General features: G+C 73.1%; 13 protein-coding genes. 3 read left to right on the top strand and 10 right to left on the bottom strand.

Translation table 11 applies throughout. The features are described 5' to 3' along the window. Window positions 1-74 precede the first annotated feature (74 nt). Complete coding sequence (locus AC1UE4_RS18790; RefSeq protein ID WP_482918835.1) at window positions 75-938, top strand: sigma-70 family RNA polymerase sigma factor; 864 nt, start codon at window positions 75-77, stop codon at window positions 936-938. Here AC1UE4_RS18790 and AC1UE4_RS18785 read toward each other — a convergent pair whose 3' ends face one another. The 5 genes from AC1UE4_RS18785 to AC1UE4_RS18765 are packed head-to-tail and all read right to left on the bottom strand — an operon-like array spanning window position 939 to window position 6,935. Continuing rightward, window positions 939-2,111 carry an alginate O-acetyltransferase AlgX-related protein gene (locus tag AC1UE4_RS18785; RefSeq protein WP_482918834.1) on the bottom strand — a complete coding sequence of 391 codons (1,173 nt, stop codon included), beginning with the start codon at window positions 2,109-2,111 and terminating at the stop codon, window positions 939-941. 4 nt (window positions 2,112-2,115) lie between these two features. Next, the gene (locus tag AC1UE4_RS18780; RefSeq protein ID WP_482918833.1) at window positions 2,116-3,522 is read right to left on the bottom strand and encodes an MBOAT family O-acyltransferase; all 1,407 of its coding nucleotides are present in this window, start codon (window positions 3,520-3,522) and stop codon (window positions 2,116-2,118) included. A gap of 13 nt (window positions 3,523-3,535) precedes the next feature. Next, a complete protein-coding gene (locus tag AC1UE4_RS18775) occupies window positions 3,536-4,909 on the bottom strand; it encodes a 1,4-alpha-glucan branching protein domain-containing protein (RefSeq protein WP_482918832.1) in 1,374 nt (457 codons plus the stop codon). Continuing rightward, the gene (locus AC1UE4_RS18770; RefSeq protein WP_482918831.1) at window positions 4,900-5,655 is read right to left on the bottom strand and encodes a class I SAM-dependent methyltransferase; all 756 of its coding nucleotides are present in this window, start codon (window positions 5,653-5,655) and stop codon (window positions 4,900-4,902) included. Before AC1UE4_RS18770 ends, AC1UE4_RS18775 begins: the two co-directional genes overlap by 10 nt. After that, window positions 5,652-6,935: a cytochrome P450 gene (locus tag AC1UE4_RS18765; RefSeq protein WP_482918830.1), complete on the bottom strand. Its 1,284-nt coding sequence runs from the start codon at window positions 6,933-6,935 to the stop codon at window positions 5,652-5,654. Before AC1UE4_RS18765 ends, AC1UE4_RS18770 begins: the two co-directional genes overlap by 4 nt. Before the next feature lie 95 nt (window positions 6,936-7,030). On the opposite strand from AC1UE4_RS18765, the gene AC1UE4_RS18760 reads away from it, so the two are divergent. Further along, window positions 7,031-7,939 carry a class I SAM-dependent methyltransferase gene (locus AC1UE4_RS18760; RefSeq protein WP_482918829.1) on the top strand — a complete coding sequence of 303 codons (909 nt, stop codon included), beginning with the start codon at window positions 7,031-7,033 and terminating at the stop codon, window positions 7,937-7,939. On the opposite strand, the gene AC1UE4_RS18755 is transcribed toward AC1UE4_RS18760, so the two are convergent. Together AC1UE4_RS18755 and AC1UE4_RS18750 are read right to left on the bottom strand one after the other, a co-directional pair. Then, window positions 7,936-8,358 (bottom strand): hemerythrin domain-containing protein, encoded by a 423-nt coding sequence (locus AC1UE4_RS18755; RefSeq protein ID WP_482918828.1) that lies wholly within the window; start codon window positions 8,356-8,358, stop codon window positions 7,936-7,938. The genes AC1UE4_RS18760 and AC1UE4_RS18755 overlap by 4 nt on opposite strands. 99 nt (window positions 8,359-8,457) lie before the next feature. Then, window positions 8,458-9,366, bottom strand: a complete 909-nt coding sequence (locus AC1UE4_RS18750) for a hypothetical protein (RefSeq protein WP_482918827.1) — start codon at window positions 9,364-9,366, stop codon at window positions 8,458-8,460. 88 nt (window positions 9,367-9,454) lie between these two features. Here AC1UE4_RS18750 and AC1UE4_RS18745 point away from each other — a divergent pair, with 88 nt between their 5' ends. Further along, window positions 9,455-10,075, top strand: coding sequence for an LON peptidase substrate-binding domain-containing protein (locus AC1UE4_RS18745; RefSeq protein ID WP_482918826.1), 621 nt, complete (start codon window positions 9,455-9,457; stop codon window positions 10,073-10,075). On the opposite strand, the gene AC1UE4_RS18740 is transcribed toward AC1UE4_RS18745, so the two are convergent. Genes AC1UE4_RS18740 through AC1UE4_RS18730 form a run of 3 tightly spaced genes read right to left on the bottom strand, consistent with a single transcriptional unit; the run spans window position 10,020 to window position 12,910 of the window. Continuing rightward, a complete protein-coding gene (locus AC1UE4_RS18740; protein ID WP_482918825.1) occupies window positions 10,020-10,964 on the bottom strand; it encodes a DMT family transporter in 945 nt (314 codons plus the stop codon). The genes AC1UE4_RS18745 and AC1UE4_RS18740 overlap by 56 nt on opposite strands. Before the next feature lie 60 nt (window positions 10,965-11,024). After that, window positions 11,025-11,426, bottom strand: coding sequence for a hypothetical protein (locus AC1UE4_RS18735; protein WP_482918824.1), 402 nt, complete (start codon window positions 11,424-11,426; stop codon window positions 11,025-11,027). Then, window positions 11,423-12,910, bottom strand: coding sequence for a gamma-glutamyltransferase family protein (locus AC1UE4_RS18730; protein WP_482918823.1), 1,488 nt, complete (start codon window positions 12,908-12,910; stop codon window positions 11,423-11,425). The genes AC1UE4_RS18735 and AC1UE4_RS18730 overlap by 4 nt, the downstream gene beginning before the upstream one ends. Window positions 12,911-12,923: the final 13 nt, after the last annotated feature.

The raw sequence follows: 12,923 nt of genomic DNA, 5'->3' as shown, positions 1-12,923 counted from the left end.
CGCGAAGCCCTAACACAACCTTTGCCTTCCGTTTGGGTTCGGCTAAGGGACGGCGACGAAAGTTCCGAGGCACGATGAGCCCGAACCCCCTCCCTGACCCCTCTGCCGACGGCCTCCAGGCGTTCCTCGAGGCGATCGGGAAGGTGCCGCTGCTGAACGCCGCTCAGGAGATCGAGCTGGCGAAGCGGATCGAGCGTGGCGACCTCGCCGCCAAGCAGCACATGATCGAGGCGAACCTGCGCCTCGTGGTGCACGTCGCCAAGCGGTACCGCCGCGAGCGGGAAGGCGAGGGCGCCCTGTCGTTCCTGGACCTGATCCAGGAGGGAACGCTGGGGCTCGTCCGCGCCGTGGAGAAGTTCGACTGGCGCAAGGGCTTCAAGTTCTCGACCTACGCGACGTGGTGGATCCGGCAGTCGATCGCCCGCGCGATCGCCGACAAGGGCCGGACCGTCCGCCTCCCGGTCCACGTCGTCGACCAGGTCAACAAGATCATGCGCGCCGAGCGCGACCTCGGCCTGCGCCTCGGCCGCGACGCGACCACCGAGGAGATCGCGGAGCTGCTCGACTTCGACACGGAGATGGTCGAGGATCTGCGCCGCGCGTCGCGCACGCCGGTGTCGCTCAACGCGCCGGTCGGCGGCGAGGAGGACACGGAGCTCGGCCACCTGCTGGCCGACGCCGACGCCGTCCGGCCGGAGGTCGTCGCCGAGGACACGCTGCGCGAGGACGCCGTCCGCGAGGCGCTCGACCAGCTCTCGGTGATCGAGCAGCGCGTGCTCACCCTCCGGTACGGCCTCTTCGGCGAGCAGGCGCACACCCTGCCGGCGATCGGCAAGCAGCTCGGCATCACCGCCAACCGCGCACGGCTCCTGGAGAACGCCGCGCTCGAGCGCCTCCAGCGCCTGCCCGAGGGCCGGGCGCTGCGCGAGGCCGCGTAGCTAGCGCAGGGCGGCGGCCATCGCCACGAGCGGGCCGCCGTCCGGCGTGACCATCGTCAGCTCGCGCTCGACCACCTCGATGATCACGCGCCGGGCGTCCCGCACGGCGGCGGCCAGCGCTGCCGGGTCGGTCGACGGCCACGGGAGCACCTGGAGGTCGGGCGCGTACGCCCGCAGCTGCTCGAGCTGGTAGTTGCCGAACGAGTCGCCGATGAAGAGCGTCCGGCCGCGCAGGACCGGCGCGCCCGGCGCGCGCTTGACGACCCGGGCAGGCGTGGTGTCGTCCTCCGGCGCGCCGCGAAGGATCGTCAGGTCGCCCTGGTAGCGCTCATCGGGCGCGGCCACGAGCTCATTCGGCCGGACCCGCACCCGCGAGCTCAAGCGGCCGAGGAGCGGCTCGAGTGCGTACGACGCACCGACGGTGTTCCAGTGCGCGTCCTTGCGCTTGTACAGCGGCTCGGGTGTCGCCCGACGCGCCGCCGCGATCGTCGTGCGCAGCGGCAGCAGCGTCGGGTTGTCGGCCTGCTCGAGCAGCGCCCACAGCTCGCGCCGGTTGCGGGTCGCGCAGCCGATGAGGTCCGACGGACCCTCGACCAGCTCGGCGTAGGCGGTCGTCTTGTCCGGCGGGACCATCAGCACCACGTCCTTGCCGAGTGCGGCGATCGTGGCGGTGACCGACTGGAGGTTCGCGGCGACCTGGCTCCAGGGCAGCTGCGGCGAGCACGCGCGCTGGAGGTCGGCCGTCAGGAACAGCCACCCGTCGGGGCCCTCGAGGACGGGACCGGCACCCGCACCGGGCGCGCCGGCCTGTTGCTCGTCCTGGCGCGTGTCCTTCGGACGCGCGCCCTCGCCGGCCGCCTCCCTCGCCTCTTGCGGCAGCGCGGCGGTGCCCGAGCCCTCGCCGGCCAGCAGGTCCTGCCGCCACGTCGGCGACGTGCCGAGCACCTCGCGCGACGTCCAGCTGTGCGCGCGGACCGCCTGCTCGCGCAGCGGCATCCGGTCGACGAAGAAGCGCGTCGTCTGGTCGAAGACGTCCCAGCCCGCGCTCAGCTCCGGCCGAGGGGCCATCGGGCGGTTCTCGAACGGGCGCGCCGTCACGCCGGCCACGCGCAGGCCGATCGGCAGCGTGAAGAAGACGAGCGCGGCGACGGCGATGAAGCGGCGGACGGTCAAGGTCTCAGAACTGGAAGTAGAGGAAGGGGCTGAACGAGCCGGCGGCCACGGTGATCGCCGCCCAGGGCAGCAGCGCGAGGACGGCGACGCGGGCGACGAGCGCGCGTCCGGTCCACGGGCCCTGCAGCAGCCGGCCGCCGACGAACGTGCGCGGGAGCAGGACGCTCGCCGCGCCGACGCCGAGCGCGAGCACGGTCTCGGTGTTGAGCGCGTCGCGCACCGCCGGGTCGAGGCCACCGCCGGCCGGGACGACCATCGCCTTCCACACGTCGGCCGCCTGCCCGAGCGAGCCGGCGCGGAACAGCGCCCAGCCGAACATCACGAGCACGAACGTCACGGCGCGGCGGAGGACGACCTGCCGGTCGTCGGCCCACGTGCGGATGCCGGTGAGCCGCTCGCCCACGAGCAGCAGCCCGTGGTAGACGCCCCACAGCACGAACGTCCAGCTCGCGCCGTGCCACGCGCCGGTGAGGAGGAAGACGCCCATCAGGTTGCGGACCGTCTCGCTCTGCGTCCCGCGCGAGCCGCCGAGCGGGATGTAGACGTAGTCGCGGAACCAGCGCGAGAGCGTCATGTGCCAGCGCCGCCAGAAGTCGGTGAGCGACAGCGACGAGTAGGGCCGGTTGAAGTTCTCCGGGAAGCGGAACCCGAAGAAGCGAGCCATGCCGATCGCCATGTCGCTGTAGCCCGAGAAGTCGAAGTAGATCTGCACCGTGTAGGCGAACACGCCGAGCCAGGCGGTCGCGCTCGACATGTCGCCGCCGCTGACCGCGAACGCGCTGTCGGCGACCGCGCCGGCCGGGTCGGCGATGAGCACCTTCTTCGCGAGGCCGTGCGCGAAGCGCGGGAACCCCTCGGCGACGTCGTCGACGCGCTGCGAGCGCGGCGGCGGCGCGAGCAGCTGGTCGTCGATCTCGCGGAAGCGGACGATCGGCCCCGCGATGAGCTGCGGGAAGAACGCCATGTACTGCGCGTAGTCGGCGATGTGGCGCAGGGGCCGGGCGTCGCCGCGAGTGATGTCGACGATGTACGAGATCCCGTGGAACGTGAAGAACGAGATCCCGATCGGCAGCGCGATGTCCGGCGCGTCGAAGCCGGCCTGGCCGACCGCGAACGCCGCGTACTTCCAGAAGAAGAGCAGCGCCAGGTTCGCCGCGACCGCGGCCCACATGACCCGCCGCACGGCGCGCTCGTCGCCGCGCTCGCGGAAGCGGTGGATGAGCCGCCCGGCGCCGTAGTTGAACGTGATGCTCCCGAGGAAGAGGAGCACCATCGCGTCGGCGCCCCACACGTAGAAGACGAGCGACAACGAGGCGACGACCGCGTTGCGCAGGCCCGGTCCGAGCGCCAGGTAGGCGACCAGCGTGACGGGCATGAACAGCCAGAGGAACTCGATCGAGGTGAAGACCACGAGCGCGCTCAGGCTAGGAGGCGAGCAGCGGTGCGGCGGTGGCCCGGGGCGCGATGCCGCGCGCGACGGCGGCGTCGTCGTCGCCCGCGAGCGCTCGCTCGAACTCGGCGAGGTGGCCGGCGGCGCGCTCGCGGCCGTACGGCTCGGCGAGGTCCTCGGAGACGACGAACGCCCAGTCGCTGGCCTGCAGCGCGAGGAGTGCACGGGCGGCGTCGTCGGTCAGCGCCGGCCCCGCGGCGAGCGCGCGCAGCTCGGCGTCGCGGGCGGCGAACGCCAGCTCGGCGACGGGCGGGCCGCTCCACGTCGACAGGTCGCGCCCGCGGCCCCACGTCGTCGCCGGCAGCCCCCCGTCGGGCTCGGGCACGGCCTCGGCGGTCTCGAGCGCGTCGTCGAGCGCGACGAGCTCGACGCCCAGCGCGCGCGCCTCCTCGACGACGAACCCGAGCCACGCGACGCCCTCGCGCCACCAGTGGCCGAGCAGCTCGGTGTCGACCGCGAAGACGGACAGGCCGCCGCGGGCGGTGCGCTCCCTCGCCCGGCGGACGAAGTCGGCGGCGTCGTCGCGCGCCTGCTCGAGCGCGCGGTCCGCGTCGTACGGCCCGCCCTCGACCGACCACGGCGTGTGCTCGTAGTCGGTCCGGCGATGGGTGTTGCAGTAGGCGCCGCGGCTCGGGTAGCCGGCGTCGCTCCACACGAGGTCGATGACGGCGCGGTCGATCGGGACGAGCAGCGGCCCGGCGGCTGAGCGGATCGGCTTGAGGTGCATCGGTGCGCCCATGCCGTACACGTCGGTCAGGTCGACGCACGTCGCGTGGACGCCGTCCTCCTCGAGCAGCGGGTCCAGCCACGCCGCGTGCGCGCACTCGGGGCTCCAGAACCCGCCGCGCCAGGGCCGGTGGGCGCCGAAGCGCTCGCGGTGGCTGACGACGCCGCTGCGCACCTGCAGCCGCACGCCCTGCTCGGTCGCGACGAGCGGCAGCACGGCGTGCGTCGCCGACGACGTCCAGGCGACGTGCGGGGCGAGCGCGCCGAGCAGGTCGCCATCGAGCGCGCGGAAGCGGTCCGCGGCGGCGGCGTACTGCCGCGCCGAACGCTCGAGCGCCGCGGCGATCGCGGGGTCGTCCGCCACCGCGACGTCGCGCCGGTGCGTCTCGGTGCGGATCTCGTCGAGGAAGCGCAGGAACCGCTCCCCCACACCCGGCGCCTCGAGCTGGTCGGCGAGCACCGGCGTCAGCGACAGCGTCAGCTCGGGCGCGGACTCGAGGACGTCGAGCAACGGCAGGTACGACGTGGCCATCGCCTCCCACAGCCACTCCTCGCCGAACGGCCACGTGCCGTACCCCTCGACGTACGGCATGTGGGTGTGCAGGACGATGCTCAGCGGCACACGGCGAGGAAGTCCAGCGCCCGCTCGTCGGCCGGGCGCAGGACGAAGTCGCGCACGTCGATCGCGGGGACGAACCAGTCGTAGAAGCGCTTGGTGATCCCGAGCTTGGGATGGACGCTGTCCCAGCCGAGCCGGATCGCCTTCTCGTGCACGAGCAGCTTGCGCGCGTGGTAGAGGCCGAGGATCTCGACGCGCTCGAAGTGGCCCTCGCAGAGCGCCCGGAACTCGTCGAGCGTGTACTCCTTGATGTGCCAGGGGTTGCCCGACCGCTCCTCGCCCTCGGGCGCGAGCGTCTTGACGTTCGGGGTCGAGACGTACGCGACGGGCGCGCTGCGCTTGAAGTTCTCGAGCACCGCGCCGGGGTCCTGGACGTGCTCGATCGTCTGCAGGAACGTCACGACGTCGGCGTCCTCGCCGTACGTCTCGACCATCGAGCGCTCGAAGCGCACCTTCGGGTAGCGCGCGACGGCGTGGGCGAACGCGTCCGGGTTGGCCTCGATGCCGACGACCTCGCGGGCGGTCTGCGCCATGACGTTCGCGCCGTAGCCCTCGCCGGAGGCCATGTCGATGACCTTCAACCCGCCCACGCGGTCGCGCAGCCACTCGTAGACGACGAGGTGGCGCTGGTACCAGTAGTTCTCCTCCGGCACGTCGGGCAGCGTCCGCTCGCCCGTCAGCTCGAGCGGCGGAACGCCGTTGGGCTGGTTCTGCTGGACGTAGTGCGGCATCGGCTCGGTGGCGGTCATGCGGCGCGAGAGGCTACTAGCGCCTCGGATCCTCGACCGGGGACGAGCGTGATCGTCCGGCGCGCCGTCGGCTCGCTGCGCGGGGTCGTCGCGCGCAGCTCGACCGACCGCAGGATCGTGCCGAGCACGGTCTGCATCTCGAAGAGCGCGAACGACGCGCCGATGCAGCGGCGTACCCCGCCCCCGAACGGCAGCCACGTGTACGTGCCCGGCTTCACGCCGAGGAAGCGCTCGGGCCGGAACGCGTCCGGCTGCGGGTAGACGTCGTGGCGGTGGTGGACGAGGTAGATGGACGGCGTGACGTGCGTGCCGACCGGCAGCTCGTACGGCCCGAAGGACATCGGCTGGTGCAGCACGCGGGCGACGAGCGGGATGACGGGCCGCAGGCGCAGGGTCTCCTTCGCGACCGCGTCGAGGTACTGGCCGTCGCCGCCGCGGGCGTCGTCGATCGCGTGGTTCAGCGCCTCCGGGTGGCGCAGGAGCCGCTCGAACGCCCACCCCAGGCCGGTCGCCGTCGTCTCGTGGCCGGCGAGCAGCAGCGTCATGAGCTCGTCGCGCAGCTCCTCGTCGCCCATCCCGTTGCCGTCCTCGTCGCGCGCCTGCAGCAGCAGCGAGAGGATGTCCTCGCGCTCGGCGAGGTCGGGCGCGCCGCGGCGCCGCCGGATCTCGGCCAGCAGCGCCTCGTCGACCGACGCCAGCGCCTCCTGGTAGGTGCCGAACATGCGCAGCAGATCCGGCTTCGTGATGGCGATCGCGAAGACGAGCATCCGCGACGGCGACTGGACCCAGTCGAGCAGCCGCAGCAGGCGGACGCGCAGGTCGGTGATGGCCTCGTCGTCGGTCAGCCCGAAGACGGCGCGCATGATCACGTCGAGCGTGACGGCCTGCATCCGGCGCGCGAGCTGCACGGGCTCCTCCGGCCGCCACGTCGCGACCTCGCGCTCGGTCGCCTCCTCGATGATCTCGCGGTAGCGCTGCATCCGCTCCCCGTGGAACGGCGGCAGCAGCAGCCGGCGCTGGCGCAGGTGGCGCTGCCCGTCGAGCAACAGCACCGAGTGCTTGCCGAGCACCGGCAGCAGGATCCGGTTCGCCTCGCCGGCGCGCAGGACGTCCGGATCGCCCGTGAAGACCTGCTTGACGTGGTCGGGGTGCGCGAGGACCGCGAACCGCTCGTTCCCGCGCAGCTGCATCGTGAAGACGTCGCCGTAGCGGGCGTGCGCGCGGCGCAGGAACGGCTTCGGCCGCGTGAGCCAGGCGAGGGTCTGGGCGGCCGAGGGCATGCTCGGCCCCGGTGGCATCCCGTTCGGCGGCACGGGTCGAATCTACTGAACGGGTGCGTCCGGAAGAGCAGGTGGCTACTAGACTCGCCGCCCTGATGACCGCGCCCGCCACCGTCGACGAGATCCTCGACGTCAACACCCGCTACCACGACGACGCGGCTGCGACGTACGACGCCAAGTGGGGCATCCAGTTCGGCCCCGTCGGCATCGAGCAGGTGGTGGGCAAGCTCCGCAAGGCCCTCGGCGAGGACCCGCGCGGGATCGGCGACTCGCTCGAGGTCGGCGCCGGCACGGGCTACTTCTCGCTCAACCTCCTGCTCGACGGGCGCGTGCAGCGCGCCACGTGCACCGACATCTCGCCCGGGATGCTCGAGGTGCTCGAGGGCAACGCGCAGCAGCTCGGCCTCGACGTCACGACCGCGACGGTCGACGCGACCGAGCTGCCGTTCGAGGACGGCTCGTTCGATCTCGTCCTGGGCCACGCCGTCCTGCACCACCTGCCCGACCTCGAGGCCTCGTTCCGCGAGTTCCACCGCGTCCTGCGGCCGGGCGGGCGGATCGTCTTCGCGGGCGAGCCCTCCCGCGTCGGCGACCGGATCGCGAACTGGCCGAAGCGCGTCGCGTACGAGGTCTCGCCGCTGTGGCGCCGCATGATGGGCGCGACCGAGGCCGAGCACAAGGGCCAGCACGGCGCCGCCGACCCGATCCTCGAGACGATGGTCGACGTCCACGCGTTCGTCCCCGAGGACCTCGAGGCGGCCGCCGGCGCCGGCGGCTTCACGAGCATCAAGGTCCGCGGCGAGGAGCTGCTGGCCAACTGGTTCGGCTGGGCGAACCGGACGCTCGAGTCGACGGCCGACCCCGAGGAGGTGCCGTGGCTGTGGAAGCAGTACGCCTTCCGCGGCTACCTGGCGCTGCAGGCGGTCGACCGCGCGCTGCTCGAGGGCCGGCTGCCGCCGGCGATCTTCTACAACCTCATGCTCGCGGCCGAGCGGCCGCGCTAAGCCGACTCCGCCGCCGCGACGGCCTCACCGAGCCGCTCGAGCTCGCGCACGGGAAGCCGGTCCTCCAGCAGCACGAAGAGCTCCCGCTCCTCGAACCGCACGTGCGCGTTGAGCCGCTCGCCGAGCTCCCGTGCGGCCGCCACCCCTTCGACCTCGCCGGCGGCCGCGCGGATCGCCTCGTGGTCGTCGAGCATCCGGCGAACCGCGCCCGACCACACCGGGTCGTCCGCGGGCAGAGCAGGGACGAGCAGCTCCTCCTCGATGCCGAAGTGCTTTCGCCCCTCGACATCGAAGAACGAGTGGAAGTGCGCGATGGCCGCCTCGACGGTGTCCGCCTCCGCGCGGCGGAGACGCAGCGCGGCGTCAAGCGCGTGCTGATGATCGCGGGAGAGAGGAGCGAGAGCCGCCGAGCGCTTCACGCCCGTCAGCTTCGCAAAGGGGGCGCGGCGGCCTCACCGCCCGCGGCGCGCGGAGACCGCAGCTCCGGACGGAGGCCTCGTCGTCGGAGGACGAGCGGCTCAGCGGTGGCGGCGGCCGCCGCCGGGACCGTGGAAGAACGGGAACCCGTCGGCGAGCGCGTCCTTCACCTTCTGCGCGTCGATCCCGAGGTTGGCGGCGAGCTTCTCCGCGAACGCGTCGCGCTCGGCCGTGCGGACCTCGTCGAACGCCTCCTCGAGCTCGTCGGTCGTCACGCCCAGCGCCTTCGCGAGGTCGGCGCCGCGGTCGCCGCGCTCCTCGCGCTTCGGCGGATCCTGCGGGCGCGCCGTCATGAGCGCCGCGCGCAGCTTGGCCGTGCTGACGCCGAGGTCCTTCGCGATCGCGCTCAGCGCCGCCGGAGCGCCGGGGCCGCCGAAGCGATGCCCGCGCGGGCCGCCCGGACCGCCGGGGCCGCCGAACGGGCCGGGACCGTGCCGGCCGTCCCTGTCGCCGGGACCCGGATCGGCCGGCCGATTCTTCTCGAACGCCGCCTTCACGTCGGCCGTGCTCTTGCCGAGCGCCTTCGCGACGGCCGCGTACAGGGCGGCCTCGCGCCGGGCGTGCTCGTCCTCGTGCGCCTGGCGCAGCTTGGCGAGCGCGTCCTTCACGTCGGCCTCGGACTTGCCGAGCGCCTTGGCCAGCGCGGCGGCGAGCTCCGCCTCGTGGTCGTCCTTGCTCTCGTCGGTGCGGAGCGCCTGGAGCGCGGTGCGCAGCTTCGCCGCGCTGACGCCCAGCTTGGAGGCCAGGCCGGCGAACGGATCGGGGCGGTTCCCGCGGAACCCGGCCGGACCGGGGCCGTAGCCGTACCCGGCGGTCATCTGCGCGGCGGCGCGGGTCTTGGCCGCCTCGGCGTTGCCGCCGCCGGCCTGCGACCCGACGGCGTACGCCGCCGATGCGACCAGGGCGGCGCCGCCGAAGACGGCAAGCGTGGTCCTCGTGCGTCCAGTCATGGCCACGAAGCGTCCCGGACCGCGTTGAGAGCACCGTAAGACGTTCCCGGGAGGAAGCTGAGAGCGCCGGCGGGACTAGGCTCCTCCCATGGCGGCCGTGCAGGAGCTCCCCCTCTTCCCGCTCCCCGTCGTCGCGCTGCCCTCGGAGCTGGTCCCGCTTCACATCTTCGAGGAGCGCTACAAGCAGATGATCGGCGAGTGCGTCGAGAACGGCTCGGAGTTCGGGATCGTCTGGCTCAGCGACGAGGGCCTCAAGCCGTCCGGCTGCGCGTGCGTGGTCGAGAGCGTCATCACCGAGCACGAGGACGGGCGGCTCGACATCGCCTGCCGCGGGACGCGGGCGTTCCGCATCGTCGAGCGGCTCGAGGACCGCGCGTACCCGGCGGGAACGGTCGAGTGGCTCGAGGACAAGGACGAGGCGGTCGACGAGGAGACGCTCATCGAGGCGCACGCCGCGTACGGCGAGCTCGTGCGCGAGGCGACCGACGACGAGCCCGACGTCGAGAAGCTCGCCGCGATGAGCGCCTACGACATGGCGGCGACGGTCGACTTCGGCCTCGACGCCAAGCAGGGGCTGCTCGACCTGCGGTCCGAGAACGCGCGGCTGCGGCTGGTCGCCCGGCTGTTCCGCGCCGCGGTCAAGCGGCTGGACTTCATCGAGCGCGCGCAGGCTCGGGCGCAGTCGAACGGGAAGGTCCGGTTCGGCTGACCGGCACGGGCACCGCGGCACGCTGCCACGGCGCCCTGCCCTGCGCGCCCATCCACGATCCGGCGAGGATCAGCAGCAGGCCGATCGCCGTCGAGACCGTGAACGACTCGTCGAGGAACGCGACGCCGTAGAAGATGGAGAAGCCCGGCGCGATGTAGGCCACGATCGACGCGCGCGCCGGTCCGATGTCCGCGTTGAGCGTGTAGAAGATGAGGAAGGCGATGCCGGTGCCGCCGGCTCCCAGCGCGACCATCGCGCCGACGGTGCCGAGTCCGGGGGCCTCGGACGGCACCGCCCACGGCAGCGCGGGGAGGAGGAAGAGCGCGCTCAGCCCGATGATGGAGCCGGCGACACCGACCGGTGGGACGTCCTGGAGCTTGCGCTTCGCGACGAGGCTGCCGACCGCGTAGCCGACGCTGGCGAGCAGGATGCCGGCGCCGCCGAGCAGCGCGTCGCCATCGCCGCCGAGGTCGACGCCGAAGAGCATCGCCACGCCGACGATGCCGAGGGCGACGCCGACGAGCGCCCAGCCGTGGACGCGCTCGTCCGGCACCACGCCCATGGCGATCAGCACCGTGAAGATCGGGGCAGCTGCGACGAGGATGCCCGCGAGCGACGACTCGACGTGGTGCTCGCCGATCGTGATGAGCAGGAACGGGGCGACGACCTGCACGACCGCGATGAGCGACAGCCAGCCGAGCCTGCGCCGCGCCGGGATGAACGCGCCGCGCTTGATCGCCACCGGCGCGAGCACGAGCGCGCCGAGCGCCGTGCGCAGCCAGACGATCGCGACGTCCGACAGGTCGTCGAGGGCGAGCTTGATGAACATGTACGACGCGCCCCAGAGGGCGGCGAGGCCGGCCATCAGGATCCACGAGCGTCGCGTCATCGACCGAAGAGGGTCGCACCGGAACGGTGCGCCGACAACGACTTCTGCTGTTCGCGGCCATCAGCGTTGCTTGCCGCAGGACTCCATGGCGATGCGCCGCGTGAGCTGGACGAGCTTGCCGAGCTCGGGCGGCAGGTTCGGGGAGGCGTCGGCGAACGTCGCCTCGCCGCTCTCCCCGGTGACGTGGAACCGCAGCAACGCGCTCTTGGGGATCGGCAGCCGCGGGTTCTCGTCGAGGACCGGCAGGAGGTCCCGCGTCAGCTCGCGCGCCTCGAGCAGGCGGTCGTTCTCGAGCGGCTTCTCCACCCCGTCGCACTCGACCGTCAGGCCGTCGGTGATGAGGAGCTTGAGCTTCGCGTCCGGCAGCGACCCCGACCGCTCGACGACGAGCAGGTCCGCCGTCTCCGTCCCGCACCCGCTCACCAGGACGACGGCGGCGAGGGCGATCGCGATGCGCCTCACGCGCTCACCGCGTGGCCGCCCCGTCGCGGGTCGCCCGCGCCGGTCATCTTCCCCGTCGCGAGGTCGTGCTCGACGGCCTGGGCGCCGCCGAAGAAGACGTTGAGGTCGCGGAAGCGGGTGACCGGGCGGCCCGTCTTCGCCAGCAGGTCCTCGGGGACGCCGGGCTCGGTGTAGAGCTGCCCGTCCTCGAAGTGCACGCGCGGCGCCTCGACGGCGTCGCGCGCCGGGAGGCCGTGGTCGACGACGCCGACGATCACCTGGAGGATCGCGGAGCGGATCCGGTTCGACCCGGCGGACCCGACGGCCAGCTCGACCGCGCCGTCCTTCAGCACCACGGTCGGGGCCATCATCGACGGCATGCGCGTCCCGGCCGGCGCGACGTGGAAGCCGAACGGGTTGAGGTCCTCCTCGCCCATGATGTTGTTCACGTGCACGCCGGTGCCGGGCACGACGATGCCCGAGCCCTCGCCGTTCGTGCACGTCACCGTCGCCGCGCGCCCCTCGCCGTCCATCACCGAGATGTGCGTCGTCGAGCCGAGCCGCGAGGCCATGAACTCGCGCGTGAAGGCGGGATCGGCGAGGCCGGTCGTGAAGTCGGGTGTGCGCTCGGCCTGCACGGCCTCCATGACGTCGACGAGCTCGGTCAGCTCGGGCGGCCCGTCGGTCGCGGCGAGCTTCGAGAGCGCGACGGCGAGCAGGACGCCGCCCGCGTTCGGCGGCGGGTTCGTCAGGACGTCGCGGCCGCGGTACCCGACGCGCACGGGCTCGCGCGGGATCGCCTCGTAGGCCGCGAGGTCGTCGGTCGTGAGCAGGCCGCCGTGCTCGCCGACCCATGAGGCGACCGCCTGCCCGATCTCTCCCGTGTAGAACGGCGCCGCGCCTTCCGCGCCGAGGCGCTCGATCGCGTCGGCGAGGTCGTCCGAGCGGAAGCGGTCGCCCTCGCGCAGCGGCGTGCCGCCGGGCGCGAAGAGCGCGGCGGCCTCCGGCGTCGAGACGAGGATCGGCAGCAGCAGCTCGAGGATCCAGGCCTGCGCGCGGCCGAGCGGGACGCCGCTGCGCGCGAGCTCCGCGGCCGGGGCGGCCAGGTCCGCCAGCGGGATCGTCCCCCACCGCCGCGCCGCCTCGCAGATCCCGGCCGGCGTGCCGGGGACCCCGCATGACGCCGCACCGCAGTTGAACGTCTGCAGCGCGTCGCCGAAGTCGACCTCGACGGGCAGGAGGTCGGCGACCGATCCGTTCCCGTCGCGTCCGTGGCCGGGCGCGGCGACGAAGAAGTCGAGCAGGACCGGCTCCTCCCCCGCTCCCGCCACCAGCAGGTACCCGCCGGCGCCGGGCCCGGTGAGCAGCGGCTCGGCCACCCACGACGCCAGCATCGCGCCGATCGCCGCGTCGACGGCGTTGCCGCCCTCGCGCAGCACGCGCGCCCCGGCCTCCGCCGAGACGCGATCGCCCGCGGCGACGATCCCCCGAGATCTCGCGCTCACGGGCGGAGACTAA

The organism is Parviterribacter kavangonensis (genome assembly GCF_056863335.1).
The sequence above is the reverse complement of the archived record's forward strand: the minus strand, read 5'-3'. Positions and strand labels throughout refer to the sequence as shown.

Coding starts and splice junctions, on each gene's coding strand:
- AC1UE4_RS18760 (WP_482918829.1), top strand. CDS start 7,031: ATGACCGCGCCCGCCACCGTCGACGAGATCCTCGACGTCAACACCCGC.
- AC1UE4_RS18765 (WP_482918830.1), bottom strand. CDS start 6,935: ATGCCCTCGGCCGCCCAGACCCTCGCCTGGCTCACGCGGCCGAAGCCG.
- AC1UE4_RS18745 (WP_482918826.1), top strand. CDS start 9,455: ATGGCGGCCGTGCAGGAGCTCCCCCTCTTCCCGCTCCCCGTCGTCGCG.
- AC1UE4_RS18750 (WP_482918827.1), bottom strand. CDS start 9,366: ATGACTGGACGCACGAGGACCACGCTTGCCGTCTTCGGCGGCGCCGCC.
- AC1UE4_RS18770 (WP_482918831.1), bottom strand. CDS start 5,655: ATGACCGCCACCGAGCCGATGCCGCACTACGTCCAGCAGAACCAGCCC.
- AC1UE4_RS18790 (WP_482918835.1), top strand. CDS start 75: ATGAGCCCGAACCCCCTCCCTGACCCCTCTGCCGACGGCCTCCAGGCG.
- AC1UE4_RS18740 (WP_482918825.1), bottom strand. CDS start 10,964: ATGACGCGACGCTCGTGGATCCTGATGGCCGGCCTCGCCGCCCTCTGG.